Origin of the sequence: Pseudorhodoferax sp. LjRoot39 (genome assembly GCF_964253035.1) — a bacterium.
Taxonomy (GTDB): domain Bacteria; phylum Pseudomonadota; class Gammaproteobacteria; order Burkholderiales; family Burkholderiaceae_C; genus Pseudorhodoferax.
This window is the reverse complement of the sequence record NZ_CAXUQL020000002.1, coordinates 437,413-462,517: the sequence shown is the minus strand read 5'-3', so window position 1 is coordinate 462,517 and position 25,105 is coordinate 437,413. Positions and strand designations below refer to the sequence as shown.

General features: G+C 64.9%; 20 protein-coding genes, 4 pseudogenes and 1 other annotated feature. Of the genes and pseudogenes, 11 read left to right on the top strand and 13 right to left on the bottom strand.

The genetic code is table 11. The annotated features are described in order from the left end of the window. The first annotated feature begins 8 nt into the window (after positions 1 to 8). The 3 genes from ACSQ4M_RS37435 to ACSQ4M_RS37425 are packed head-to-tail and all read left to right on the top strand — an operon-like array spanning position 9 to position 3,894. Positions 9 to 2,141, top strand: coding sequence for an acetate--CoA ligase family protein (locus tag ACSQ4M_RS37435; RefSeq protein WP_436194540.1), 2,133 nt, complete (start codon positions 9 to 11; stop codon positions 2,139 to 2,141). Between the two features lie 56 nt (positions 2,142 to 2,197). Then, on the top strand, positions 2,198 to 3,070 hold the full coding sequence (locus tag ACSQ4M_RS37430; RefSeq protein ID WP_436194539.1) for a MaoC/PaaZ C-terminal domain-containing protein: 873 nt from the start codon (positions 2,198 to 2,200) through the stop codon (positions 3,068 to 3,070). Between the two features lie 41 nt (positions 3,071 to 3,111). Beyond that, on the top strand, positions 3,112 to 3,894 hold the full coding sequence (locus ACSQ4M_RS37425) for an enoyl-CoA hydratase/isomerase family protein (protein ID WP_436194538.1): 783 nt from the start codon (positions 3,112 to 3,114) through the stop codon (positions 3,892 to 3,894). Here ACSQ4M_RS37425 and ACSQ4M_RS37420 read toward each other — a convergent pair. After that, positions 3,881 to 4,183: a LysR substrate-binding domain-containing protein gene (locus tag ACSQ4M_RS37420; protein ID WP_436194537.1), complete on the bottom strand. Its 303-nt coding sequence runs from the start codon at positions 4,181 to 4,183 to the stop codon at positions 3,881 to 3,883. The two genes, ACSQ4M_RS37425 and ACSQ4M_RS37420, sit on opposite strands and share 14 nt — an antisense overlap. Between ACSQ4M_RS37420 and ACSQ4M_RS37415 the strand changes: the two genes are divergently transcribed. After that, a complete protein-coding gene (locus ACSQ4M_RS37415; RefSeq protein ID WP_436194536.1) occupies positions 4,177 to 4,695 on the top strand; it encodes a DUF3577 domain-containing protein in 519 nt (172 codons plus the stop codon). The genes ACSQ4M_RS37420 and ACSQ4M_RS37415 overlap by 7 nt on opposite strands. Before the next feature lie 524 nt (positions 4,696 to 5,219). Here ACSQ4M_RS37415 and ACSQ4M_RS37410 read toward each other — a convergent pair. After that, positions 5,220 to 5,798: pseudogene (locus ACSQ4M_RS37410) on the bottom strand (tyrosine-type recombinase/integrase); the annotation flags it as partial. Positions 5,799 to 6,003: 205 nt separating this feature from the next. Here ACSQ4M_RS37410 and ACSQ4M_RS37405 point away from each other — a divergent pair. Further along, complete coding sequence (locus ACSQ4M_RS37405) at positions 6,004 to 7,320, top strand: IS1380 family transposase (protein WP_436188005.1); 1,317 nt, start codon at positions 6,004 to 6,006, stop codon at positions 7,318 to 7,320. A gap of 653 nt (positions 7,321 to 7,973) precedes the next feature. Then, positions 7,974 to 9,199 (top strand): IS3 family transposase gene (locus ACSQ4M_RS37400; RefSeq protein ID WP_157086564.1). Its coding sequence is split into 2 segments (ribosomal slippage): positions 7,974 to 8,262 and positions 8,262 to 9,199, totalling 1,227 coding nucleotides; the frame shifts between segments, so codons are not numbered across the junction. Continuing rightward, positions 8,252 to 8,368, top strand: a sequence feature (AL1L pseudoknot). Its footprint overlaps the gene before it by 117 nt. A 225-nt stretch (positions 9,200 to 9,424) precedes the next feature. On the opposite strand, the pseudogene ACSQ4M_RS37395 reads toward ACSQ4M_RS37400, so the two are convergent. Then, positions 9,425 to 10,072 (bottom strand): annotated as a pseudogene (locus ACSQ4M_RS37395) (IS30 family transposase); the annotation flags it as partial. Between the two features lie 122 nt (positions 10,073 to 10,194). Further along, entirely contained in the window at positions 10,195 to 11,166 is a 972-nt protein-coding gene (locus tag ACSQ4M_RS37390) for a GlxA family transcriptional regulator (protein ID WP_436194535.1), read from the bottom strand. A 138-nt stretch (positions 11,167 to 11,304) separates the two neighbouring features. Here ACSQ4M_RS37390 and ACSQ4M_RS37385 point away from each other — a divergent pair, with 138 nt between their 5' ends. Continuing rightward, positions 11,305 to 11,598, top strand: coding sequence for a putative quinol monooxygenase (locus ACSQ4M_RS37385; protein ID WP_436194610.1), 294 nt, complete (start codon positions 11,305 to 11,307; stop codon positions 11,596 to 11,598). A 111-nt stretch (positions 11,599 to 11,709) separates the two neighbouring features. Here the strand turns inward: ACSQ4M_RS37385 and ACSQ4M_RS37380 are convergent, their stop codons facing one another. Next, complete coding sequence (locus tag ACSQ4M_RS37380) at positions 11,710 to 15,222, bottom strand: indolepyruvate ferredoxin oxidoreductase family protein (RefSeq protein WP_436194609.1); 3,513 nt, start codon at positions 15,220 to 15,222, stop codon at positions 11,710 to 11,712. A 290-nt stretch (positions 15,223 to 15,512) separates the two neighbouring features. Between ACSQ4M_RS37380 and ACSQ4M_RS37375 the strand changes: the two genes are divergently transcribed. Continuing rightward, positions 15,513 to 16,295, top strand: a complete 783-nt coding sequence (locus tag ACSQ4M_RS37375; RefSeq protein WP_436194534.1) for a GntR family transcriptional regulator — start codon at positions 15,513 to 15,515, stop codon at positions 16,293 to 16,295. Positions 16,296 to 16,391: 96 nt separating this feature from the next. Next, on the top strand, positions 16,392 to 17,162 hold the full coding sequence (locus ACSQ4M_RS37370) for a helix-turn-helix domain-containing protein (RefSeq protein WP_436194533.1): 771 nt from the start codon (positions 16,392 to 16,394) through the stop codon (positions 17,160 to 17,162). 124 nt (positions 17,163 to 17,286) lie between these two features. Here the strand turns inward: ACSQ4M_RS37370 and ACSQ4M_RS37365 are convergent, their stop codons facing one another. Together ACSQ4M_RS37365 and ACSQ4M_RS37360 are read right to left on the bottom strand one after the other, a co-directional pair. Continuing rightward, on the bottom strand, positions 17,287 to 17,649 hold the full coding sequence (locus tag ACSQ4M_RS37365) for a hypothetical protein (RefSeq protein ID WP_436194532.1): 363 nt from the start codon (positions 17,647 to 17,649) through the stop codon (positions 17,287 to 17,289). A gap of 241 nt (positions 17,650 to 17,890) precedes the next feature. Then, positions 17,891 to 18,376, bottom strand: coding sequence for an SDR family NAD(P)-dependent oxidoreductase (locus tag ACSQ4M_RS37360; RefSeq protein WP_436194531.1), 486 nt, complete (start codon positions 18,374 to 18,376; stop codon positions 17,891 to 17,893). On the opposite strand from ACSQ4M_RS37360, the pseudogene ACSQ4M_RS37355 reads away from it, so the two are divergent. Together ACSQ4M_RS37355 and ACSQ4M_RS37350 are read left to right on the top strand one after the other, a co-directional pair. Continuing rightward, positions 18,308 to 18,637 (top strand): annotated as a pseudogene (locus tag ACSQ4M_RS37355) (hypothetical protein); the annotation flags it as partial. The gene ACSQ4M_RS37360 and the pseudogene ACSQ4M_RS37355 overlap by 69 nt on opposite strands. Positions 18,638 to 18,642: 5 nt before the next feature. Continuing rightward, positions 18,643 to 18,882: a hypothetical protein gene (locus ACSQ4M_RS37350; RefSeq protein WP_436194530.1), complete on the top strand. Its 240-nt coding sequence runs from the start codon at positions 18,643 to 18,645 to the stop codon at positions 18,880 to 18,882. 302 nt (positions 18,883 to 19,184) lie between these two features. Here ACSQ4M_RS37350 and istB read toward each other — a convergent pair. The 6 genes and pseudogenes from istB to ACSQ4M_RS37320 form a co-directional block, all read right to left on the bottom strand. After that, positions 19,185 to 19,772: pseudogene (gene istB / locus ACSQ4M_RS37345) on the bottom strand (IS21-like element helper ATPase IstB); the annotation flags it as partial. Further along, positions 19,730 to 20,821 carry an IS21 family transposase gene (istA, locus tag ACSQ4M_RS37340; RefSeq protein ID WP_436194529.1) on the bottom strand — a complete coding sequence of 364 codons (1,092 nt, stop codon included), beginning with the start codon at positions 20,819 to 20,821 and terminating at the stop codon, positions 19,730 to 19,732. The gene istA and the pseudogene istB, both read right to left, overlap by 43 nt. 617 nt (positions 20,822 to 21,438) lie before the next feature. Next, positions 21,439 to 22,464 (bottom strand): TniQ family protein, encoded by a 1,026-nt coding sequence (locus ACSQ4M_RS37335; protein ID WP_436194528.1) that lies wholly within the window; start codon positions 22,462 to 22,464, stop codon positions 21,439 to 21,441. After that, positions 22,461 to 23,336 (bottom strand): TniB family NTP-binding protein, encoded by an 876-nt coding sequence (locus tag ACSQ4M_RS37330; protein ID WP_436194527.1) that lies wholly within the window; start codon positions 23,334 to 23,336, stop codon positions 22,461 to 22,463. Before ACSQ4M_RS37330 ends, ACSQ4M_RS37335 begins: the two co-directional genes overlap by 4 nt. A gap of 21 nt (positions 23,337 to 23,357) precedes the next feature. After that, positions 23,358 to 23,705: a hypothetical protein gene (locus tag ACSQ4M_RS37325; protein WP_436194526.1), complete on the bottom strand. Its 348-nt coding sequence runs from the start codon at positions 23,703 to 23,705 to the stop codon at positions 23,358 to 23,360. A 46-nt stretch (positions 23,706 to 23,751) separates the two neighbouring features. Next, positions 23,752 to 25,104 carry an IS30 family transposase gene (locus ACSQ4M_RS37320; protein WP_436194608.1) on the bottom strand — a complete coding sequence of 451 codons (1,353 nt, stop codon included), beginning with the start codon at positions 25,102 to 25,104 and terminating at the stop codon, positions 23,752 to 23,754. Between the last annotated feature and the right edge of the window lies 1 nt (position 25,105).

Here is a 25,105-nt window from a genome sequence, read left to right as displayed (position 1 = left end):
CGCGTCCCGTGTACAGCCACGCCGCGCTGCGGCGTCTCATCCACCCGCGCAGCATTGCGGTCGTCGGAGCATCGAACCGTCCCCGGGCCTTCGGCCAGCGCGTGTTCGAGAATCTGCGCGGCTTCCGCGGTGCGATCCTGCCCGTCAACTCCCGGTATGCCGAGGTGGCGGGACATGCCTGCTACCCGTCTCTCGCGGCGCTGCCGCAGACTCCGGATCTGGTGATCCTCGCGGTGCCGCGCGATGAGGTCGAGCAGCAGATCGAGGTGTGCGGACAGATCGGTGCGGGCGGCGTGATCGTGTTCGCATCGGGGTTTGCCGAGATGGGGCGCGAACCTTACATCGCCCTGCAATCGCGCATCGTGGACAAGGCGCGCGCCGCCGGTGTTCCGCTGGTCGGACCGAACAACATTGGCAACGTGAACTGGGGCATCGGTGCGGTCTGCACCTTTCTGACGCCCATGCCGGCGCCACCGCCGGTGGAGGCGCCAGCGGTCGGCCTGGTGAGCCAGTCGGGTGCGCTGGGCTTCGCGCTCGGCCAGGCGGTGGAGCATGGCGTGGCGTTGAGCCACGTGTTGACCTGCGGCAACTCGGCCGATGTCGACGTGGCCGACTACGTGGCCTACCTGGCCGAAGACCCGGCCTGTCGTGCGATCGCGTGCCTGTTCGAGGGCATGGCGGAGCCGGGACGCATGCTCCAGGCGTGCAGCCTGGCCCGCGACGCCGGCAAGGCGGTCGTCGTGTTCAAGATCGCCACGGGCGCGCAAGGTGCGGCGGCGGCCATGTCGCACACGGGTTCACTGGCGGGTGCCAACGACGTCTATGCGGCGGCTTTCGAGCAAGCCGGCGCCATCGTCGTCGAGCACTACGAGGAGCTGCTCGAGACAGCGGCCTTCTTCGCCAAGGCCGGCCCGTGCGGCCAGCCCGGCGTGGCGGTGCTCTCCACCTCGGGCGGTGCGGCCATCATGTGCGCCGACAAGGCGGAGGCGAACGATGTGCCGCTGCCCCAGCCGGCGCCGCAGACCACGGACATCCTGCTCGAGCTGATTCCCGAGTTCGGTTCAGCGCGCAATCCCTGCGACGTGACGGCGCAGGTGGTCAGCGACCCGGTACCGTTCCGGCGCTGCGCGAATGCGTTGATGACCGATCCCAACTATGGGGCGCTGGTGGTTCCCTTCGTGTACGCCTACGACGAGGTGTTGCCAAGAGTGCAACTGCTTGACGAGCTGGCCCGCACGAGCGGCAAGCCGGTCTGTGTGGTCTGGCTGCCGCTGTGGCTGGAAGGGCCGGGCGCGCGGCCGGTGGACGCCGGTGCACATGTGGCCATGTTCCGTTCGATGGACAGCTGCTTTCGCACGATGGCGCGCTGGCGCCGGTGGAGCGAGGCACAGCGCAGTCCGCAGCCCGCCGTCGTGTCCAGCACGCCCGCGGCCGCGCGCGAGCGGGTCGCCACGGTGCTGGCGGCCGCGCCCGGCACGGTGGTGGGTGAGCGGGCGGCCAAGGCCTTGTTCGCCGACTATGGCTTGCCGATGGTGTCCGATGCATTGACTGTGTCCGTGGAAGAGGCCCTGACTGCCGCACAGGATCGGTATCCCGTGGTGTTGAAGGCCGAGTCGCCGAAGATTCCGCACAAGACCGAGGCGGGCGTGGTGCGTCTGGGCATCCGCGATGCCGCCGCGCTGCGCCAGGCCTATGCCGAGATCATGGAGAACGCGGGCGGCTTTGCCGCGCCGTCGGACATCCATGGCGTGCTGGTGCAGCCGATGGTGCCGTCCGGTCTGGAAGTCATCGTGGGTGCGCGCATGGATCCGCTGTTCGGACCGCTGGTCGTGGTCGGTCTGGGTGGCGTGCTGGTCGAGCTGATGCGTGACAGCGCGATAGCCCTGGCACCGGTCAGCCAGGAGGAGGCGCACGCGATGCTGCGGCGCCTCAAGGGCTTCCACCTGTTCAAGGGCTTTCGCGGCAGTCCCGCCATTGGCCTGGACGCGCTGGCCAAGATCATCTGCAGGATCGGAGACTTCGCGGCCGATCATCGCGACATCGTGTCGGAGCTCGATGTGAATCCGCTGATCTGCACAGCCGACGGGATCGTTGGCGTCGATGCGCTCATCGCGCTCAGGCCGGCGTCGGAACGGCGCTGATGCAATCACACGCGGCGTGTTGCCCCCATTTTTCAAAGCAGGCGTAAGGTGAATCGATGCCGTTGAATCCGCAAGCCGTGCTGGCGCACCCCTTCGAGCCGGTGGAGCAGACGCTGACAGATACGTTCTGCATGCTCTATGCCCTGTCCCTGGGCGTGGCGGACGACCCGATGCGCGAGGACGAGCTGCGCTACGTGTACGAAGAGGGGCTGCGCACCTTTCCCACGCTGCCCCTGGTGCTGGGATATGCCGGCACCTGGTTCAAAGAGCCGCAACTGGGGATCACGCCGAGCATGATCGTGCATGGAACGCAGCGCATGGAGCTGCACCGGCCGATGCCGGCCGACGCCAGGATCGTGGCCCGGCATCGCAACATCGAGATCGCCGACAAAGGCGCGGACAAGGGGGCGATCCTCATCACCGAGCGGCGGCTGTGCGACAAGGCCACGGGTGCGCTGTTTGCGCGCCTGGAGAACGGCATGTTCTGCCGCGCCGACGGTGGCTTCGGCGGCAGCGCGGCCTTGTCCCGCGACTTCGAGGCATTGCCGCAGCGGCCCGCCGATGTCGAGGCCGTGATGCCGACCACGGCCAACCAGGCGCTCTACTACCGGCTCAGCGGAGACCGCAATCCGCTGCACGCCAGCCCGTCGTTTGCGTCGAAGGCGGGCTTTCCGCGTCCCATCCTGCACGGCTTGTGCACGTTCGGCATCGCGGCCCATGCCCTGTTGCGTCACAGCGGCGAAGAGGCCCCGTTGCGTGCCTTGGAGGCGAGGTTCTCCAAGCCGGTCTTCCCGGGCGAGACGCTGCGTTTCGAGATCTGGCGGGAGGACGCGGGCCACTACGCGTTCCGTGCGCACGTGGATGCGCGCAAGGTGGTGGTGCTCGACCGGGGCCGGGCACGTTTCGCCGCATGGGATACGCCGGAGTGAGGGCGGCCTGCGCCGTGCCGCAGGCCCCCATGGAGTGACAGATGGCCATCGACGTGCAGACCCGGGGCGCCACGATGGTGCTCACCATCAACCGCCCGCAGGCGATGAATGCGCTGGATCCCGATGCGAACCACGAACTGACGATCGCCTGGGACCGGTTCGCGCGCGACGATGCTTTGCGCGTCGCCGTGATCACGGGCGCGGGCGACACGGCATTCTGTGCTGGAGCTGACCTCAAGAAGTCCATCCCAGCGCGCAGCGCGGCGGCGCGCGAAGGCCTTAGCGTGCCGTGGGCGTTCGGCGGTGGCCTGCCGTGCGGGCGCGATGCGGGCAAGCCCGTCATCGCGGCCATCAACGGGCACTGTCTGGCAGGCGGGCTGGAACTCGCACTAGCCTGCGACTTCCGCATCTGCTCACCTCAGGCGACCTTCGGCTTGGCCGAGGTGAAGTGGGGCATCATCCCCGGCGGCGGCGGCACCCAACGCCTGCCGCGCTGCGTGCCTCTCGGCATGGCGCTGGAAATGATCCTGACCGGCGACTCGGTCGATGCCGACACTGCATGGCGCATCGGTCTCGTCAACCGCATCGTGCCGCGCGCAGTATTGCTGAACGCGGCCTGCGAGCTGGCCGAGCGCGTCGCGTCGCGCGGTCCGCTCGCGGTGAAGGCGGCCCGTCGTGCGGTGTATGGTGGATTGGGGCAGGGTTTCGATACGGGCATGGCACTAGAGGAGCATTTGGCGCAACAGGTCATGCGCTCTGAGGATGCGGTCGAGGGGCCTCTGGCATTCGCGCAGAAGCGTCGACCGGTGTTCAAGGGCCGGTGAGAGGGGGGCTGGCGCCGGTCCACTGAAATGCGCGGTTCAGAAACACGTCCCGCACGCGCGGCAGTACCGGCAGCGGATTGGCCGGATTCCAGACCAGCGAATACGAGGACGCCACCTTGGATCCCGACAACGGGCGCAGCGCGACGCCCGGCAGCGAGGCATGCATCAGTGACTCGGGCACCAGCGACACGCCGCCGCTGGTGGCGACCAGGCTGAGCGTCGTCAGCAGATGGCGCGCATGGTGGTGGATGCGCGGGCTGAAGCCCGCGGCGACACAGGCCGATGTCACGAGGTCGAAGAAGCCGGGCCCGACCTCGCGCGCCGTTCAGGGCCACAGACCTCTATGTCCACACGTACGAGCGCCGCAAGCGCCACGGCCGTGACGGACAACGTAGCGACGAGACGGAGATGGCGTCCTTGATCAAGGCGCGTCTGCTCCTGATCACTTCCGCGAAAGTGGACGGTGAGCTGGTCTACAAGCGCGAGGAGCCCGAGGACGGGAACGTTGGTGATGCGGACGACGCCGGCGCACAGACCGGCGACGATGGTGACGGCGGCAACGCCGACACCGGCGGTTCGCAGGAGGCCAATCCCGCCGAGCCGCCTCAACGCCGCGAGCCTGCCAACGATCGCTCCCAAGGCTCCAACGGTCAGCATCAGGCTGGCGACCGGGGCCAGGGTCAGCGTGAACGTGGTGGTGAGCGCGGTGACGAGCGGCGTGACGATCGTCATGACGCGCGGCAACACCAGCGCCGTGAGCAACGTGGCGACACGCGGGCTGCCCGGTACGCTCGCAACTGACGAAGCCTGAACACCCTCGAGTCGCTATGCGGCTCGGGGGTGTTTCATTTCCAGAATGCACAAAAGTAGCCGGCGGCTACTACCGAAGGACGCGCAGTTCCGCTATCCTTTGCACGCTCTCCGAGTGTTTGCTGGTACCACTTGAACAACCAGAGGCCGGCTTGCCGGTGAAGCACCTCAGCCCCTGAGAGGTGAACGTCGAATGACTGGGGCATATGTAGCGGCGCCACTCCGCTGATGCACACCTCGTTATGGCGCCCAGCACCTGGCAGGTCGGACACCTGTCGGATCATCAGAGCCGAGTGCTCCCGACCAGCCGGTGGCTGGTTGGGCGCAACCTTTCTTTCCCCTCGCTTGTCGTCGCCGGTCCTCGGCGCCGCTTTCTTCTCTCTTTCCCACGGGATCACGCATCCCGTCGCGGAGGTGCTCCCATCTTCAACGGAGCACACACCATGATCAAGATCGAGAACACGACGCTACGGGTCCGCAAGATCCGCCAAAGTCGCAATGGGCCTTTTGCCGTTGCGGCCCTGGGCGTTGGCAACGCGCCACCAGGTGCGCAGGCGCTGCAGCAACACCGGGCTGAGCATGGCGTAGCGGTCCTTGCGGCCCTTGCCTTGCTCCACCCGCAGTGTCATGCGCTCGCCATCCACGTCGGTGACCTTCAGGTGGACGACCTCGCTGGCGCGCAGGCCCGCGCCATAGGCAGCCGACAGCGCGGCCTGGTGCTTGATGTTGGTGGCTGCGGCGATCAGGCGCGTAGTCTCCTGCACGCTGAGCACCACGGGCACCTTGTGCGGCAGCTTGACCGGATGCATGCGAGCCATCAGGTCCACGCGCTGCAGCGTGACGTCGAAGAAGAAGCGCAGGCCGGTCTGCGTGGCGTTCAGCGTCATGGGCGAAGTGCCCGAGTCCACCAGGTGCAGTTGGAAGTTGCGCAGGTCTTCCACGCTGGCCGTGTCCGGCGAGCGGTGCAGGTAAGCGGCCAGCTTGCGCACGGCCCGGATGTAGGCCACCTGCGTGCGTGGATCCAGCTTGCGGATGCGCATGTCTTCGAGCATGCGCTGGCGCAGCGGCGTGACCGCCGGAATGATCGTGTCCATGGTTGCAGCTCCGTCGATGAGCGAGGCGGGATTGCCTCGACATCGACGGTGGCACCAACGCGGGAATCAAGCACCCAGGCGTCGCGCGGAGCGCCTGCCGCGCGAGCGGCTTAGCCCGGATCTTTCATGAAGTAAGGGTCGGCAGCCTCGTGCCGAGGCGCGTTGCCATAGGTATCTCACCCCCTATGCCAACCGAGGACTGCCGATGCCAAAGTGTACGAACAAGAAGCTGGACTTTGGACGTGCGGGCCGACGCGTCATCGAGGCGGACTTCGACGGGGGCGACCTGAGCAGCGAGGCCGGCGTGCTGTTGCTGCGGCGCATGGACCAGCGGCTTGGTTTGTCCACCTCGGCTGCGCGAGCGCTGGGCGATGAGCGCCAGCGCGGCAAGGTGCGCCACAGCCTGGCCAGCATGCTGGCGCAGCGGGTGTACGGGCTGTGCCAAGGCTGGGCCGACGTCAGCGATCACAACGCGTTGCGCACCGACTTGGCGATGCAGACGGCCGTCGGGCGCGATGAGGCGTTGGCCAGCGCGCCGACGCTGAGCCGCCTGGAGACAGCGGCCACGCCTGCGCAGGCCTGGGCACTGCACGGCGTGCTGATGCAGCAGTTCATTGCCAGCCGGCGCACGGGGCCTGCCCCGCGCGAGTTGGTGCTGGACGTGGACGCCACGCACGTGCCGCTGCATGGCGAGCAGGAGCGCGGCTTCTTCCACGGCTACTACGACAACTACTGCTATTTGCCGCTGTACGTGTTCTGCGGCCAGGACTTGCTGGCGTGCGTGCTGCGGCCCAGCGACCGCGATCCGGCCAGCGTGGTCACGGCGTTGCTCAAGCGGCTGGTCGATGCGCTGCGCAAGGCCTGGCCCAAGGTGCGCATCGTCGTGCGCGGCGACAGCGGGTTCTGCCGCCCGCGCGTGCTGCGCCGCCTGGACACCTGGGGCGTGCACTACGTGATCGGCCTGCAGAAGAACGCGCGGCTGCTGCGCCAGTGCGAACTGGCAGAGCTGGCGCTGGCCGATCAGTACCGGGACCGGGGCACCAAGCAGCGCATGTACGGCAGCTTCGATTACGCCGCCGACAGCTGGGACCGGCCGCGGCGCGTGATTGCCAGACTGGAGCACGGCCCGCAAGGCGCCAACCCGCGCTTCATCGTCACCAGCCTGTCTGGCCAGGACCGGCACCTGTACGAGCAGCGCTACTGCGCGCGTGGCGAGGCGGAGAACCGCATCAAGGAGGCGCAGCTGGACCTGTTCGGCCGGCGCGCCAGCTGCCACCGCTTCTGGGCCAACCAACTGCGCCTGCTGTTGGCCGCATTGGCCTACACGCTGATGATCAACCTGCGGCGCCACGCGCTGGCCGGCACCGAACTGGCCAACGCGTGCACGGCCACCATCCGCGTCAAGCTGCTCAAGATCGCTGCGGCCATCGTGCGCAACACCCGCCGCGTGCGCGTGATGCTGGCGTCCAACCATCCCCTGCGCGAGGTCTTCGCCAGCGCCGCGCACGCGCTGGCCCCGTAGTGCACGCCGAGCGCTGTCCCCGGCGTGTTGAGCAACAACGGGGGTAAGGGGGTGGTGCGTGCGCAATAGCCCTGTTTAGCCCGAAGCACCGCGGATCGGCTCGCTGCCCCCTCGAATCGACCTCATGCAGCCCTCGCGGCAGCAATAGGCATCGCGTTCACGAAAGATCCGGGTTAGTCCTCTGCTGCATAGCGGACATCCTTCGCCAGCAATTTTCCGCTGGCCATCGCCACCATTGCGATGCGTGCCGCGACTATCAAGGCATGCTCCAAGAAGCCGCAGGGCATCTGGCCCACGCACGCCATGGCCTTATTCCTCGCGTCGAACGTTGCGTAAGCCAGTGGTACAGCCGTTGCCACAGCCACTGCCACGCCTTCGTTCTCTCGGCCACGCGGTGCCAAGGCAGCGCCGGCAATGCCGGCACTCACGGCGCCGCCTGGCCACAGCGCCTGAGCACCTTCCGATTCCTTTGTACGCGCGGTCCTACGCGCGGTAAGCGTGCAGCTCCATGTTGCTGCCAACCATGACCATTAAAGTGGACAGCTTCCATCCACCTGAGCCAACACCTGAGGATTCGCATGAAAGCTCTAGTCTACGAAGGCCTGAACCGCCCCGTATTTTGAGGAGGCTCCAACTTTTGAGAGGATGGAGCCATGAGGAAGTCAGTGAAGTTTTCGCCCGAGGTACGCGAGCGCGCCGTGCGCATGGTGTTCGAGCACCGCGGTGAGTACGAGTCGCAGTGGGCGGCGGTGGTGTCGATTGCCGGCAAGATCGGCAGCACGCCGCAGACGCTGCTGAACTGGGTGCGCCAACAAGAGCGTGACACGGGCCAGCGCGAGGGCGTGACCACGACGCAGACGCAGCGCATGAAGGAGCTTGAAAGGGAGAACCGCGAGCTGCGCAAGGCCAACGAGATCCTGAAGCTGGCCAGCGCGTTTTTCGCCCAGGCGGAGCTCGACCGCCGGCTGAAGTCGTGAAGGCGTTCATCGACGCGCATCGCGCCGCGCACGGGGTCGAGCCGATCTGCAGGGCACTGCAGGTCGCCCCGTCGGCGTACCGGCGCCATGCGGCCCGCCAGCGCCACCCCGAGCTGCTGTGCGCCCGCGCGAAACGCGATGCGGTGCTGATGCCGCAGATCGAGCGCGTGTGGCAATCGAACCTGCGGGTCTACGGCGCCGACAAGGTCTGGCACCAGTTGCAGCGCGAGGGCGTCACGGTGGCCCGCTGCACCGTGGAACGACTCATGCGCCACATGGGTCTGCGCGGCGTGATGCGTGGCAAGGCCGCACGCACCACGATCAGCGACGCCAAAGCGCCTTGCCCGCTGGACCGGGTCAATCGCCAGTTCAACGCGCAGCGGCCCAACCAGCTTTGGGTGTCGGACTTCACGTACGTGTCCACCTGGCAAGGCTGGCTGTACGTGGCCTTCGTCGTGGACGTGTTTGCGCGGCGCATCGTGGGCTGGCGCACGAGCAGCTCCATGCGGACGGACTTCGTGTTGGGCGCACTGGAGCAGGCGCTGTACGACCGTCGTCCGCAGCGCGAAGATGCCCTTGTGTGCCACTCCGACCGCGGATCGCAGTACGTCAGCATCCGCTACACCGAACGGCTTGCCGAGGCCGGCATCGAGCCCTCCGTGGGCAGCAAGGGCGACTCCTACGACAACGCGCTGGCCGAGACCATCAATGGGCTGTACAAGGCCGAAGTCATCCATCGGCGCAGTGCGTGGAAGACCAAGGAATCGGTAGAGCTGGCGACGCTGCAATGGGTGGCCTGGTTCAACCACCAGCGCCTGCTCGAACCCATCGGGTACGTGCCACCGGCCGAGTTCGAGGCCAACTACTATCGAACTCTTGAGCAGCAGGCCATGTCGGCCTGACTCAAGCCAACGGGCCTCCGCGAATTCCGGGGCGGTTCACTTTGAGCCGACCGCCGGCATTTGCAAGATCGGCGAGCCGCCCAGGCGCGTGTGTTGGAATGCGGCAACGCGGCTGTTGACCGGGACTTGAAAGAAATGATTAGCGTAATCAACGACTTATCGGATACTCCAGTTCTCGGGATCCGTGGGCCCCTTCTCAGCATCCGCGATCCACAACATGGGGTGCGGCAGCTTGACCAGCATCAGCAGGCGGCTGGTGCGCTCGACCAGCGTGCCCACGGCGCTGGCATTGGCTTCGCCCTTGATCAGATCGCCTTCCCAGTGGCCGGGGAACTGCCGGTCCTCGACCTCGGGCGGGCGCACGTGGATGCTGAGCATGTCCGGGATCTGCCCTCGCCGGTCCTGGCCCTTGCTGCGCGGCAGCCGCTTGTCGTGCGCTTGGCGCAGGCAAGCCACCAGCTCGCGCTTGAGCTCGCCCACGGGCTGGGCATAGATGCAGTTGTAGATCGTTTCGTGCGACCCGCGGTACGGGTGGCCCTTGGGGTAGATGCTCGCCAGTATCAGGGCAATCTGCTGGGGCGACCAGCGCAGGCCCAGGCAATGGCGCACGACACCAAACATGACGCCCTCAGGATCGAGCTTGCGCGCAGGGCGGGCGCTCAAGCGGCGCTTGTGGCAGCGCCCCTGAGCGGCAGCGCTTGCGTATGGCCCTTCGCAGCCATTGCGTTGCAGTTCACGGCTGACGGTGGACGGCGAGCGTTGCAGCACGCGGACAATGGCGCGAACACCAACACCTTGCTGGCGCAGGCTGGCAATGGTGACGCGATCTTCGGGTTGGAGTTGGATGTACGGGCGGCAACGGGAGGCTGGCATCTGCGGACCTTATGCGATCGCAGGTGTTGCACTTCAGGTTTGAATCCGCCCTGCCGACAATGGCGTCGTAGAGGGTTAAGGGCACAGGACGGTTCTCCGTTTTAGGTTCGCGCTTTGCGCATCTACGTTCCGAATTGGTTTGAGCGTCGGATCTCCGACGCGGTGCGGCCAGTCTTTCGGCGTAACAGCGTGCGGAGCGTGGCCGCGTTGTCGTAGCCGGTACGTGTTGCGACCTCATCAATGCTCAGCTGGGTCGTCTTCAGCAGATAAGTTGCTCGCTCAACACGAAGGTCTTGGAAGTATGCCAGGGGCGAACGACCCAAGATCGTGTAAAGCCGGCGAGATAAGGTCCGCTCGCTCGTGCCGACAAAGGTCGCAGCCCGTCCCAAGGAGAAGCCCGCATCGAGGTTTTGACGAGCCCACTTTTCGAAGAGCTTCACCAACCGGTCCGTGTGACGCAAATGGTCGGGAATGGCATAGGTGGACTGAGGCGACCGGGGGTCTAGCATGAGGTAACGTGCGACTGTGTCAGCTAATTCTGGACTGCGTTGACGAACGAACCAAAGCGCCAGGTCGAAATGTGCCAACACCGCGCCTGCGGTAACGACAGCATTCCCTGGTATGAGTGAACGACTGTCATCGAGCGTGACACCGGGGTAGCGCGAGCGGAAGAAGGGAGCGAGCCACCAACTTGTGGTGGCCTCTTGCCCGTTGAGTAGTCCCGCCTCGGCCAAGACAAACGTCCCCGTACACGCGGCCGCAATGGTGGCTCCTTGCGATTGCCAGCGCCCTAACAGTTCGCCAGCGCGGCGCACGTCCGGATGGGCAAGGGCTTTCTCGATTCCTTCCTTCGTCTTGGCACCCAAGGCTGGGACAAACACAAATTCAGGATTTGAGCGAGCTTCTGCCTGCATGGTGGGGATGGCAAGGCCATGCGCGGTATGTGCTACGCGGCGGATGCTGAAAACTTGCGCTTTCCACGCGTCGTTGGAGCCAGGGGGAGCCAAGTCGCGTGCAGTCGCCAGGGTGTCCTGTATCGCCGCCAGCCCTGTATCGAACACGCCATCGAGTGCCAAAATCGTCGTTGATGGCATTATGGCGAGAACGGTATCATAATTGGCAATATTGCCAAGTCCCCTTATGGCGTTGCGATGCTAGATTTGGGTGTGCAGCCGATCATTGAAATGTCCTGGCAGCACAAACCTCAACCATTCACCGAGGAGATCATCAAGATGACGCAAATGGGTTTGTTTGTTCGGCTCGATGCCAAGCCTGGTAAGGAAGCCGCGCTAGAGGAGTTCCTTAAAGGAGCGCTTCCACTTGCACGAGAGGAGACCGGTACGCCGGTCTGGTATGCCTTGAAATTCGGTCCCAGCAGTTTCGCAATCTTCGACGCTTTCGAAGCCGAAGATGGTCGAGCCGCCCACCTCAATGGGCCTATCGCCGCAGCGCTAATGAAGCATGCGGACGAGCTTCTCGCGAAACCAGTAGTGATCGAACGCTGGGATGTTGTGGCGGTCAAATAGTGCTGAGCGGCGAAGCGTCGAAGGAGCTGAGTGAACCGCCCCGGCGGGGCGGTTCACTTTTGTCCTCGGGGTGGAGTTACACCGAGGAACTCGCGGGCACTGATTGCTGCACTACGCAGCCTTCTGCAGGGTGATAACGCTACGATTCAGCGCCTCGAGCAATGCCTGTTCCTCGGGCTTGGCCACCTCGACGCTGCGGGCTCGGACGTGGCCGTAGCCGCGGATGTGCTCAGGAAGCGTCGCCAGTTTCAACGCCGTGTCATGGTGGCCTGCGTCGCGCGACGCGGTCAGTACTTTCAAGGCCTGGGCGATGTTGGACTCGTAGCGCTCAATCAGGTTGCGTTCCATCCGCCGCTCTTGCGAGTAGCCGAACACATCGAGGGGGCTCCCACGGAGGAAGCGTAGTTTCGCGAGAAGACGCAAGGCCGGAAGCAGCCATGGACCGAACTCTCGCTTTTTGGGCTCACCAGTCTCCCGGTCTCGCTTGGCAAGCAAGGGAGGTGCGAGGTTGAAAACCAACCTGTAGTCGCCCTCGAAGTTGCGCTCCACCCCCTTCAGGAACTCTGTCTCGGTGTAGAGGCGAGCCACCTCGTACTCGTCCTTGATGGCAAGCAGCTTGAAGTAGTACTTCGCGACGGCGCGCGTCAAATCTGTCCGTCCTGGAAATCTGCCCTGCTCGGCGGCACGCACGCGCTCCACGAGCGCAAGATACCTGTCTGCGTAACGCTCGTCCTGATAATCCGTTAGGAAGGTTTTCCGCCAGGCAATGGCCTCGTCCAGGTCTGCGATTGCCGAAGGTGCCAAAGTCGAGGCCAGCGAGGCCTGTGTCGAGCCGAGAACCCGGTCAACGGCCGTGGGGTCAACGGCTGTCCGGCGCCCCCAGAGGAACGCCTCTTGGTTCATTTGCGGCTGTGACCCGTTCAGTTCGATGGCCTTCTCGATGGCCTCGCTCGCCAACGGAATCAGGCCCTGCTGGTATGCATATCCCAGCATGAAAAGGTTGGTCGCGATGCTGTCGCCCATCAGCGCTGTAGCAATGCGTCCAGCTTCGATGAAGCGCGCATGGCCTTCGCCGACGGCGTCTACGACATTGCGTTGAAGGCTGCCGCGCGGATACTGCATGTCGGCCTTCCTGGAGAACTCACCAGGCATGGTCTCCTGGGTGTTGACCAGCATGTGCGTACGCCCGGGGCGTGCCGCAGCCAGCGTCTTTGAGTTGCCCGCGACAATCATGTCGCACCCCAGAATCAGGTCGGCGCCACCCGCTGCGATGCGAATTGTCTTGATGGCGCCCGGCGTCGCTCCGAAGCGCAGGTGGCTCCACACGGAGCCGCCTTTTTGGGCCAGTCCCGCCATGTCCAGAATGCCGCATCCCAGGCCCTGGAGATGCGCTGCCATGCCAAGGATGGCGCCAATCGTGACCACACCGGTGCCGCCCATGCCCGCGACCAGGATGCTGTAGACACGCCCGTCGAGAGACGGAAGCGCTGGCTCGGGAAGAGCCACGAACGGTCGGCTTTGTTCGCCGGCGCGCTGTGGCTTGCGCAGCTTGCCACCCACGACTGTCACGAAACTCGGACAAAAGCCTTTGACGCACGAGAAGTCCTTATTGCAGGACGACTGGTCGATGGTGCGCTTGCGCCCGAGCTCAGTCTCAAGGGGTTGCACCGACACGCAGTTGGACTTTGCCCCGCAGTCGCCACAGCCTTCGCAGACCAGGTCGTTGATGACGACCCGCTTCGCTGGGTCAGGCATCACGCCCCGCTTGCGGCGGCGGCGCTTCTCGGCCGCGCAGGTCTGGTCGTAGATGAGGGCCGACGCCCCCTGAACCTCCCGAAGCTCGCGCTGCACCACATCGAGGTGGTCACGGTGGTGGACCGTCAGTCCAGTTGGCCAATCGATGTCCTTTGGGTACTTCCCGGGTTCGTCGGTGACCACAGCGATGCGCTGGATGCCCTCCGCTCGGACTTGTCGCGCGATGGTCGGCACATCCAAGGTGCCGTCGTGTCGCTGCCCACCGGTCATGGCGACCGCATCGTTGAACAGAATCTTGTAGGTGATGTTGGTCTTCGCGGAGACAGCAGCGCGAATGGCCAGCAAGCCCGAATGAAAGTACGTCCCGTCGCCGATGTTCTGGAACATGTGCGTTCGCTTTGAGAAGGGAGCCTCCCCAACCCACGCCAGCCCCTCAGCGCCCATTTGCGTGTATCCCGTCGTCGAACGGTCCATCGATTGGGCCATCCAACTACAGCCGATGCCCGCATACCCCTTGCTACCTTCGGGCAGGACCGTCGACGAGTTGTGCGGGCATCCGCTGCAGAAGTAGAAGCTGCGAGACAGGATATCGATGACCCCCTTGGGAGAACGCATGGCGCGAATCTGCTCGATGCGACGCTGGAGCGCTTCAAGCCCGCCTTCGTGGAGTTCCAGCAGCCGCGGGCCCAGAGCAACCGCAATTTGATTGGAGTCGAGGGCGAGCTCCGACTGGAACAGGGTGCCCCCTTGTTCATCGCGCTTGCCGATGATGGTCGGCGCACCTGGCTTGCCGTAGAGCTGCTCCTTGAGCTGCTGCTCCAACAGGCTGCGCTTTTCCTCGACGACGATGACCTTTTCCAGGCCCTTCGCGAAGAGCGCGGCACCGGTGGGTTCGAGCGGCCAAGTCATGCCAACCTTGTAGATGCGCAGGCCGAGCTTGCCCGCCTGCTCCTCGCTGAGGTCAAGGTCATGCAATGCTTGAAGCACATCCAGGTAGCTCTTGCCGTGCGTGATGATGCCGAGCTTGGCGTCCTCCCCATCGACGACGGTGCGGTCGATGGCGTTGACCCTGGCGAAGGCCTTCACCGCCTCCAGCTTATGCCGGTGAAGCCGCGCCTCCTGCGCATGCGGCGTGTCTGGCTGCCGGAGATTCAAGCCGTCCGCAGGCATCTGGAGGCCCTCAGGCAGGTTGATGCGCACACGGTCGATGGCGACTTCAATCGATGCGGTCGCCTCTACCGTGTCCTTGACGCACTTCATCCCAACCCAACAACCGCTGTAGCGCGACAGCGCCCAGCCCACTACGCCGAAGTCGAGGATTTCCTGCACGCCAGCAGGACTGAGCACCGGAATCATCGCGTCGACCATCGCGAATTCGCTCTGGTGGCAGGTCGTCGACGACTCGCACGTATGGTCGTCGCCCATCAGAACGAGGACGCCGCCATTCTTCGATGAGCCGGCCAAGTTCCCATGCCTGAACGCATCGCCTGTGCGGTCGACGCCAGGGCCCTTGCCGTACCACAGCGCAAAGACACCGTCGTACTTGCCTTCCCCAGCGGCTTCGGCCTGCTGAGAGCCCCACACCGCCGTCGCGGCCAAGTCTTCGTTCACCCCGGGCACGAACACGACGTCGTGCGCGCCGAGGTGTTTGGAGGCCTTGTTGATTTGCTCGTCGAACGTGCCAAGCGGCGACCCGCGGTAGCCCGTGATGTAGCCGGCGGTGCTCAGGCCCGCAGCCTTGTCTCGCAGCTGCTGCGTCAGCGGCAGCCGTACCAGTGCCTGCGTTCCTGTGATGAAAACTCGCCCGCTGCGAAGCGTGTACTTGTCGTCAAGGCTCACCGTACGAAGGTTCATTTGCAACGTCCACAAAATAGGGCGCGGTGCCCGAGTCGGCTGAGCGGCAACGCCGCTCAATGCCGGCCAAATTCCTGCTCGCAGCTGAGACCAATCCCCGGGAAACCACGCACTTGAACCGCGGCCGGAGCAGTTCTATAACTCTATGCCGGTACAAGTGTCGACACTTATCATTCCGGCTCACCAACGTTCGCAGAAGCTCATGGAAATCCCTCGTTTACAGGCACAAATCGACCGGCCATCCCCGGTCTGCACGAGCGTGCATGCGGCCTCGTTGGTGACCACGGATAGGCAGGTGTAGGACCATGCGAACAGCCAGCCGGAAGGCCTCGAAAAAGCCGCCAACCGTTCGCGACGAAAGCAGCGTTGAGCGGCTCTACTACGAGCTGCGTGACCGCGCCATGCGGTACGACTTCAAGCCGGGGTCGCGCATCAACGAGAAGGGCCTCAGCGAGGAACTTGGCGTCGCCCGTGCCACGCTGCGGGAAGCCCTGAACCGACTCTCGTCGGAAGGCCTCTTCGAGTTCGTGCTGAACAAGGGCTTCTTCCGCAAGGCCATCAGCGTGGACGAGGTGTTCGACCTCTACCAGGTCCGAATCGCACTGGAGCGGCGGGCAGTTCATCTAGCGGTTCTGCGTGCCTCGGACGCGGACATCGCTGCGGTCAAGGCCTACTGGGTTGGCGTCATGCAACGGGCTCAGGACCTGTCGACTGGCGACCTCGTCCTTGCGGACGAGGAGTTCCATCGAAGGCTTGTGGCCCTTTCCCAAAACAAGGAACTGGTCTCCTTCGCCGAGATGGTGACCCGCCGCATCCATGTCGCACGGCACATCGATATCGAGCAGCTGTCAGCGTGGAATCTGAAGGCCTTCGACGCTCACATCAACGTCATCGACTTGGTCGCCCACAGGAGGACTGAGGAGGCGCTTCAAGTGCTCACTGAGCACATTGACGTCAGCCTCAAGCGAGCCGTTGAAATCGCCAAGGAGATGGTCTCGCGATTTTTCTTGGTCGATGCGTCGACATCGCTGCGAGCGGCCGGCGCAACCCCTCAGGGCGGTGTAGCCCTAGAGCCCAACACGGTGTGAACGATTGGGCACGGTTGAGGAGCAGCTATGTCAGACCCACTTCGCATCATCCACGGGACGTTTGGAAGAGTCGTGCTGGTCCGCTTGGACCATTCCATGGCGCTTCACGCGCATCGGGAATGCCACATCGTTTTCAAGATTGGCGGCGCCGACATCGACTTCGGCATCGGCCGCAAGGAGTACCCCGTCACGGCCCACGGCGCGCTGTTGATTAACGCCTGGGAGCCGCACTTCTACAACTTTCGCGAGACGGAGGAGAAGACCGTCCTGCTCGCGCTCTACCTCAACCCACACTGGTTGAAGCAGGTGGACCGGCGGTTCGCGTACAGCGCGCACCCCAAGTTCTTCGCCCGACCAGTCCAAGTGCTGACGCCCCTGCTCGAGCGCGGTCGCGACGATGTGATGGACGCCCTGACTCAGCGCGAGCCGCCAAGTCCTCGCGACATGGAGAACCTCATCGCATCCATCTTCGCTGAGATTTTGACACTCGCACCGCCGCGCGACCTTCTGCACTTTGCCGGCGAGCGCGGTGAACTGGACTACGACGCGCGCATCAGGCGCATCGTCGAGCGCATGCTGTCCTGCGAGGAACCCACCGCGACACCGGAAGACATGGCTGTGGAATCCGGGCTGTCGCGAGCGCAGTTCTTCCGGCTCTTCAGGAAGTCCACAGGTATGCCGCCCGCGCTGTTCATCAACATGCTGAAGATGGAATGCGGGCTGCGCAAAGTAGCTCAGCGCGACGTCAAGCTGCAGGACATCGCATTCGACCTTGGCTTCGACACCGCTGGAAATTTCACGCGGTTCTTCGTTGGCATGCAGGGGTTCGCCCCCAGCAAGTACCGCAAAATTGTCGAGGTGATGTAGTTGCGCCGCGGGACGCGGGCCTCGAGCGGTCGTCCGCTCGAGATGCATGCAGGCCGGCCTGCTGCGGACGAGGCGCCCGGTCCTCGTCGGGCAGCTTCGACAGCCTATGCCAGCGGTGGCTTAGCTACTTCCACTCCACCAGGATTTCGCGGTACGTCTCATTGCCCACGTTCTTGGCTTTGTGCTTGGACGGGACCTTCACGCCCTTGCCGATGTCCGACATGACCTCGATGGTGTCGCCTTCGACCTTGAGTTCGAAGACTCCGTCGGTGGGGACGGGGAACAGTCCCACGTCGTTGCCGTGCTCGTCGTAGATTTGAAGCGGTGCGCCTTGAACCGCGAACCACATGTACGAGTGGTTGTGCATGTGGACGGGGGTCTCCTGCCCTGCTGGAAGAACGAAGTCCCAAACGATGACCTTGTCGTTCTCGAAGAGCTTCTTGCTGCCTATGCCTGCCTCTGCGGGCGCCTCAATGACGTTGTCCATGGTTGTCTCGCTCATTGTCGGGTTGCTAGCTGGAATGGCGAGCGGACGCAGACCGCGCCCGCTCGCAGGCCGGTCGTAGCGAAGAACCCTGAGGTGCAACTCCATCGACTGCCCGGCTCCATGCTCCAGCAACACCGGCAACGGGCCTTATCAACGGCCCTCGCCCCTTATCGCAGGGGCTCGCAACTTATCGTGGCGTCTCATCACATCGCAGGCCTGCGCGGGCGCTGCGACGGCGGGCTTACCAGGGCAACGGCTTGCCGAGGTGGGTAAACGTGCCCGACGGACCATCCTCCGCGAGAAGCGCCATCTCCACGCTGCTATTCGCCCCTTCCGGCACCGAAATTTCGCCGTGACCGCCGTTCATGTCGGTCTGGACGTAGCCAGGGTGGATGGCGTTCACCTTGATGGGGGTGTCGCGCAGCTCGTAGGCGAGGTGCACCGTCAACGAGTTCACCACGCTCTTGGAGGCGTTATAGGCGGGAATTTTGAAGTTGTAGATGGGCGAGCTGGGGTCCGTGTGCCATCCGAACGAGGCCAGTTGGCTCGACACGTTGACGATGCGAGCTGCCGGCGCCGCGCGGAGCAAGGGCAGGAACGCCTGCGTGACTTCGACCACGGCGAACACGTTGGTCTCGAAGGTGGCTTCGTCACCGCCATCGCGGGTGCGGCAGCCATCACCATCAACGGGCCGAGCCACGATAGCAGCCCCATCGCGGCGGCTCATGCCTCCGAGGCAAAGCAGGCTCCGGCAGTGCAGGTCGACGTGGCGACCGTCATCGCCAAGCCCATCGCCGAATGGCAAACCTACTCCGGCCGGATGGAGGCGGTTGAGAAGGTTGACAACCTCGGCTACACCCAGGTCGTCGCACCGGTCTCTGGCCGCATCTCGCGCGCCGAGCTCACGCTGGGCAACGTGTTGAGCACGGGCGCAAGTGCCCCCATCCTCACCACACTGGTGTCGGTATCGCCCATGTATGCGTCGTTCAGGTGATGATGGACAACCTGGCGTACATCGCCCTGGATGGCCTTCAGGCAGACATCCGCCGTGACCTGGAAGCCGGCGTGTTGCCCATCGGGCATCTGCTTTCGCGGCTGTGGGTGAGGCGCCACTTCTTGAGCCTCGAAACGGCGCTGCTGGAGCGCCTGTGGTCTGCCGCGGGAGGTTTGCCTGCGCATTCCACTGATCGCGGACACCCATTCCAAACGATGGCGGGCAGCATTCCGCGCTGATCGCGGGCAGCGTTCCGCGTGATGGCGGGCAGCCGCTTGTGGCCCGGAGTGACGGGCGCGATGGTAGTGCAGGTGCCCGCGATCAGCGTGGAACGCGGGGCTTGCCGGTTATCCACGCGGCGCGCAGCGCCGGGTGGGTAACCGGTGCGCCGAAGGCGATGAAGACGTTTGGATGAGGGGCTCGGCAGCCTTGTCCACGGCGGCGGTCGGCGCTTGCGACGAACCGACCGCCGCGGTGGGCAAGGCGGTGCAGGCGGCGCCATGGCTGGTATGCCACGGCCTGCTGCGCGTCAGCGCAGGTATCAGCCGGCCTGGCTGATGTCCTCGGCCATGGCGGCTTCGGTGACGCCGACGGCGTTGGCGGCGTTGGCGCGGCTGCGCCGCATCGACTCGCCCTTGAGCGCGATCTTGTGTGCACCGTGCACCACGCGATCCAGGATCGCATCGGCCAGCGTGGGCTCGCCCAGCCAGGCGTGCCAGGCCGCCGGCGGCAACTGGCTGGTGATGATGGTGGCCCGGGTGCCCACGCGGTCGTCGAGCAATTCCAGCAGATCGCCCCGTTCATGCGCAGCAATCGGCGTCAGCGCGAAGTCGTCCAGCACCAGCAGTTGCAGCCGCGCCAGTTGGCCCAGCCGGCGCTTGAAGCTGCCGTCGCCATGGGCCACATGCAGTTCCTCCAGCAGCCGCGCGGTGCGCGTGTACAGCACGGCATGGCCGGCGCGCGCGGCCTGGCGCGCCAGCGCGCAGGCCAGCCACGTCTTGCCGCAGCCGGTGGCCCCGGTGAGCAGCACGCTGCGGCCCTCGCGCACCCAGCCGACGCCGGCCAGCTCGGCCATCAGCGCGCGGTTCAGGCCGCGCGAGGCGCGCCAGTCGATGTCCTGCAGGCAGGCACCAGGCGGTGCGGCACGCTGTAGTAGTGCCCTTCGTACTCCACGTGGTAGTCGATGTTCACGCGCGCCAGTTTGAAGCGCGCCACCTGCATCGGCGCGGCCGGCAGCGGCGACAGGGCCGCGCGCTCCATCTGCTCGAAGGCGCTGCGCCGGCTGCCGGGCAGCTTCTTGAAGGCCCGCTCGTTGAGCTGCGTGAGCAGTGGGGCGATGGCCCGGTTGAGCTCGCCCAGGTTGATAAAGCGGCGCTCGCGCAGCCGCGCCAGGATCCAGCGCTCCACGACCTGCACGCCGACTTCCACCTTGGCTTTGTCCTTCGGGTGCGCCGGGCGCGCCGGCAGGATCGCGACACCGTAGTGATCGCCCAGTTCGGCCAGCAGCCGGTGGGCCGTGGGCTCGTAGCGGTCGGGCCGGGCCATCAACGCGCGCGGCTGGTCGGGCACCAGCAGGCGGGGCACGCCGCCGATGAACTCCAGGGCCGCGATGATCGAGCGCACCCAGTCCTCGGCCTGCTGCGTGCGCGTGGCGCAGGCGTACGTGAGGTTGGAGGCGCCCAGCACGGCCACGAAGATCTGCGCGCGGGTGATCTCGCAACTGTTGATGTCCACCAGCTCCACGGTCTGGCCGGCGTAGTCCACGAACAGCCGCTCGCCGGCCTTGTGCACCTGGCGCATGGAGCGCTTCAGGCTGCGCGCGAAGGCGGCGTATTTGTCGCAGAAGGCGCTGTACTTGTAGGCGCGGCCATCGTGGGCGAGCTGGTACTCCTCCCACAGCAGCTGCAGCGTGACGCCGGGGCGTTTGAGCTGCTGGTGGACCTGTGCCCACTCGGGCTCCAGGTGGCGGGCGCTGCGTGCCACGGGGGCGGGGTGCAGCCGTGCGTGCAGGGCGTCGTCGTCCAGCGCGCGGGCCTGCGCCCAGGGCAGGCCTGCGGCGCGGGCGCGGCTGGCGATGTCGCTCACGCAGCTCTTGCTCACGCCAGCGGCGCGGGCTGCCTCGCGTTGGCTCAGGTCGGCCTCGTGCAGCAGTTGGAGAACTCTTCTGATCTTGCTCATGGGTACCTTCGGTGTGGGCATCGCCTCGCTCTCGCTTCGTTCAACACAAAGCGCGCGAGGCTATGCCCGGTTGCGATAGGTCACCCCGGGGCCGCGGCAGCTGCCCGCCATCAGAATGGAATCGTGCCCGCCATCGTTTGGAACGCTGCCCGTGATCGCGCGGACTGCTGCCCGCGATCAGATGGAACGCTGCCCGCCATCAGCGCGGAACGGTGCCCGCGATGGCGTGGAATACGCAGTTTGCCGGACCCAGACGCATCGCGGCTTTACTGCATCGCGACGCCCGAGGGACGGCGCATGTTGATCGCAGAAACCTTCAGGCGCGGCATGCTGATGGCCCCCAAGGGCCTGCCCTGACGCGGCTGCTGATCGCTCAGCAGCACAGCCAAGCGCAGTAGGCCTCCTGGCCCTGCAACAAGCGCAGTCCAACCATCCCTTCTTCAAGCGGATGCGGATGCGCGCGCCAGGGTCTACAAGGCGTAACCGACTGGTATCGTTCTCACGCAGGTGTGGAAGTACGAAATAACTGCAAATTGGAATGAACAACCCGCTAGCCTGAACGAGTAATTTGCAAACGCATCTCGGCGGCGGTTGTAGGGCTGCGCCGGCTGGTCTGTTTATCGGATCGAAGCAAGCAGGGCCGAGCGTGCTTTGAAGTAGCTGGGCGAGATGCCGTACTCCCTTCGCAAGTTGTCTTGTCGCAGGGCCAAGTCAGCTGCGTTGGGGCACACCCAGGCGAGTGCCCCATCGGGCCATCCGACCGTCGACGCCAAGCGCGAGACTGAAGCCGATGACCAGCAGACTTGAAACGTACGCGCCGCAGGTGCCCAACGCAAGACGTGCGCGACTCTGGCCAAGAGCCATTGGCGTTGACGTAGGCGGGTTGGCAGCCACGTCACAACCCGCTGACCAGCCGCGGACTTGAACCCGAAGCTCCTGACTGCCGGTGCTCTGCAATTTGCTGGAGGACAGTGTGCGCTCAGGGCGGAGGTTGGCACGGTGATCAACTCATGAGCCACAGCGTTCACGATCCGAATCAGATCGCTCGGCTGGGTCATCCCCCAGGACAGCCGTACTGCTGTCCTCGCCAAGAGTAGAGCCTGCAACCACAAGGCGTCGCCCACACGAGCGGGCTCTTCATCGAGAAGTGTGGGCGCCGCGGCCACAGGCTGAACTGCATCGCCGACCGCCCCCGTATGTCGCACGCCCGTCAGCCTGCGCGTCGCCACCGGCGTCAGCCATGTGCCGTGGATGTTGCACACGGTGGCCAAGGGACCCATCCAATTCCTGTTCCACATGAGCGGTTCGCCGGCGTCTGTCTTGTCCATCAGGCATTGCTCGCACGCCCCGAGTTCTTCTGGCCAGCGGGGCCTGCAAGCTGACGGAGTCAGCTTTGCGAGATCGGATCGTGACAAGTGCGTCGCCGCGGAGAGGGCATCCAAGCGGACGGCGTTGGCGTCGATGGAGAACCAATGAGGAAGGTGAGCAACGTCGGTCGGCAGGGCACCCAGCCGGCCCAGCAGCGTCGCCAAGCTCAGGCCGTAGAGCTGCGCGACGCGCAGAAGCCACGAGCCGAGAAGCTCATCCGGTCCCGGTTGAGGGACGAAGGGCAGGCCGGTATGCCGCGCGACAGCGATGCTCATGCGAACGAGCGTGCGCCGATCACAGACTGCAGAAGCTCGGGCGTGATGCACTCCTTCTTCGAGCGTATCGCCGCCTCCGCCGCGCGAGACAACAACTCGCTGATGTGCCCCGTGATGCCGCTGGTAGCGCTCATGATCGCGCTGACCATGGCGCGGCTCCCTGAGATCCGAGATGCCTGCCGCAGCGGCAGCTGCCGCTCAAATCCGGCCAGGAAACCACGGAAATCTTCGTTCTCCTGCCACCGCGGAAGTTCAAAGCCTGGGAAACGACTGGCGATCTGGGCGTCGGTCTGTATCGCAGCGAGCGCGTCACGTGTGCCGAGCACGACGATCGCGCACTTGAGCTGGTTGGACAGGAACTTCAGCAGGTTGAGCGATGCGCGCTGCTCGTGAGCGGTGCCGGCCAGCAGGTTGTGCACCTCGTCGACGACGATCATGCGCGGCGCTACCTTGCGCAGCAGCGTCAAGGCGGTGTATTCCACGGCGGCCAGACGGTCTCCTGGACGATAGGGCGCATTCAGGGCCATGAGCAGCTGCCCATACAGGCGCCGCTCCTGCGGTGCAGAAGGCATCTCGACGGCCAGGACATCGCCCTGCAGTAGACCCGTGGCAGTGTTGAACTCACGTGCTGGGTGTGCGCGCAGGAACTTTTGGATGACCATGGACTTCCCGATGTTGGACTCTCCGTGCAGCAAGAGCCCTGGCATGCGGGTCCGTTCAGGGCAGCCCAACAAGCGTTCCAACTCCTGCAAAGCTTGGCGCGCTCGCGGGTAGTCGATCCAGCGATCCTCGGCCAGGTGGGCGATCCGCTTCGCGTCGTCGAGGTCAGTGATGACACGTGCCTCGGCAGTGAGGTGTGTATGAACGAGCATGGCAGTCCTCCAGGTCTTCGGTCAGCGGCGGCGGCTGGGCCAAACTTCTCCCTCAAAGGGCACGGCCGGCTTGCTCCAGTCGATGTCGGACGGCGACTCCGCTGCAGCGGGATCGTTCAGCGGATCGATACCTACTGTGGCCGGACGGTAGGCGACCTGTTGCTTGCGGCGCATCTTGCGGGTCTTGGCCTGCGCGGCCCGCACGATCGCACGCTGCTTGTCGATGGCTTCGACCAGCAGCGCGGGGTTGATGGACTTCTGACCGGCCAGGCGCAAATGGCGCGTGGCCGCCTGGACCTCCCACAGGCTCACCGCGGGCATGCGAAGGTCCGCGAACGAGACCTCCAGGTAGTCATCTCCATGGGGCACGTACAGCTTGGATAGGGTGGATTCAACCGGTCGTCGCAACACCGGGTTACGCGGCGGATTTTAGGTAGTCGTTAAGCGCCTCCGCGGGAGTCCTCCAGTCCAACGTTTTGCGTGGCCTGCTGTTCAAGGTGTTGGCCACAGATTGGAGCTCGCGCGCGTCCCATCGGGACAAGTCAGTGCCCTTGGGGAAGTACTGGCGTAGCAGGCCGTTGGTGTTTTCATTCGTACCGCGCTGCCAGGGGCTGTGAGGATCGGCGAAGAAGACTTTCACGCCGGATTCAATGGTGAACCGAGCATGGTCGGACAGTTCCTTGCCGCGGTCCCAGGTCAGTGACTGCCACAGTTGCGCAGGCAGCGTGGTCACTGTTTGCTTGAGGGCATTGGCCATGGTGATGGCACCATAGCCCGCCAGTGCAGGTCCGTTCTTCGTTCGGGGAGTCAGTCCATATCCGGTCTCTCGCGGCAAGTGCACAAGCACGGTGAAGCGGGTCGATCGCTCCACCAGCGTGCCGATGGCAGACCGGTTCAGCCCGATGATCAGGTCTCCCTCCCAGTGGCCAGGAACGGCCCGATCATCGGCCTCGGACGGTCGGCCGGAGATCATCACCTCCTCGCTGACGTGTGCCCATGCCTTGGCCTGTGCCCTAGCCCGCGGCGTACGCAAGGCACGACCCGTGCGCAGATAGCTCACCAGCTCGCGCTTGAGAGCCCCTCGGCCCTGGATGTACAGGGACTGGTAGATGGCTTCATGGGAGATGCGCATCGATGGATCATCGGGGAAGTCGACCCGCAAGCGATGTGCAATCTGCTCCGGTGACCACCCTTTCACCCACTTGCGGTCTCCGCGGTGGGGCTTGTTGCGCCCAATGAATGGTGCCTGCCGAGGACCAGTGACTTCTTTGCCTCGAGCGTCATGCAGCTTACCTTCTAAGCGATCCTGGACATAGCGACGCAGCTGCGAGTTGGTGACCAGCTTGGCCGGCTTTGGCCTCCTGGCCACAAGCTCGGCTTTCCACTGCGCGACCGATGCCCGATAGTCGAGCTTGCCGCTACGTGTTGCAGCATTACGTGTCAGCTCTCGGGACACGGTCGAGGGGCTTCGTCCCAGACGGCGAGCTATCTCCCTCACACCGATGTCCTGGGCGCGTAGCACGGCAATCTCTTCTCGCTCTGCAAAGGACAGGTACCGCTCGGAAACAGGCGTCGACATGAACAATGGCATCCCGCCACGATGCCGGAACCAGCGCGAGCCTACCGGCTGCGATACGCCCACGGCTTCTGCGGCCTTCTCGCTCGTGATTCCAGTAGCAATCTGCTGCCAGAACTGCCGCTCCACTTCACGTCGAAGCGACGGCGCTCCAGGTGAGCGCATCGCACCACGCCCTGTCAGCTCCTGCATC

Coding starts and splice junctions, on each gene's coding strand:
- ACSQ4M_RS37430 (WP_436194539.1), top strand. CDS start 2,198: ATGCCGTTGAATCCGCAAGCCGTGCTGGCGCACCCCTTCGAGCCGGTG.
- ACSQ4M_RS37425 (WP_436194538.1), top strand. CDS start 3,112: ATGGCCATCGACGTGCAGACCCGGGGCGCCACGATGGTGCTCACCATC.
- ACSQ4M_RS37415 (WP_436194536.1), top strand. CDS start 4,177: ATGTCACGAGGTCGAAGAAGCCGGGCCCGACCTCGCGCGCCGTTCAGG.
- ACSQ4M_RS37405 (WP_436188005.1), top strand. CDS start 6,004: ATGCCAAAGTGTACGAACAAGAAGCTGGACTTTGGACGTGCGGGCCGA.
- ACSQ4M_RS37390 (WP_436194535.1), bottom strand. CDS start 11,166: ATGCCATCAACGACGATTTTGGCACTCGATGGCGTGTTCGATACAGGG.
- ACSQ4M_RS37385 (WP_436194610.1), top strand. CDS start 11,305: ATGACGCAAATGGGTTTGTTTGTTCGGCTCGATGCCAAGCCTGGTAAG.
- ACSQ4M_RS37375 (WP_436194534.1), top strand. CDS start 15,513: ATGCGAACAGCCAGCCGGAAGGCCTCGAAAAAGCCGCCAACCGTTCGC.
- ACSQ4M_RS37370 (WP_436194533.1), top strand. CDS start 16,392: ATGGCGCTTCACGCGCATCGGGAATGCCACATCGTTTTCAAGATTGGC.
- ACSQ4M_RS37365 (WP_436194532.1), bottom strand. CDS start 17,649: ATGGACAACGTCATTGAGGCGCCCGCAGAGGCAGGCATAGGCAGCAAG.
- ACSQ4M_RS37360 (WP_436194531.1), bottom strand. CDS start 18,376: ATGAGCCGCCGCGATGGGGCTGCTATCGTGGCTCGGCCCGTTGATGGT.
- ACSQ4M_RS37350 (WP_436194530.1), top strand. CDS start 18,643: ATGATGGACAACCTGGCGTACATCGCCCTGGATGGCCTTCAGGCAGAC.
- istA (WP_436194529.1), bottom strand. CDS start 20,821: ATGAGCAAGATCAGAAGAGTTCTCCAACTGCTGCACGAGGCCGACCTG.
- ACSQ4M_RS37335 (WP_436194528.1), bottom strand. CDS start 22,464: ATGAGCATCGCTGTCGCGCGGCATACCGGCCTGCCCTTCGTCCCTCAA.
- ACSQ4M_RS37330 (WP_436194527.1), bottom strand. CDS start 23,336: ATGCTCGTTCATACACACCTCACTGCCGAGGCACGTGTCATCACTGAC.
- ACSQ4M_RS37320 (WP_436194608.1), bottom strand. CDS start 25,104: ATGCAGGAGCTGACAGGGCGTGGTGCGATGCGCTCACCTGGAGCGCCG.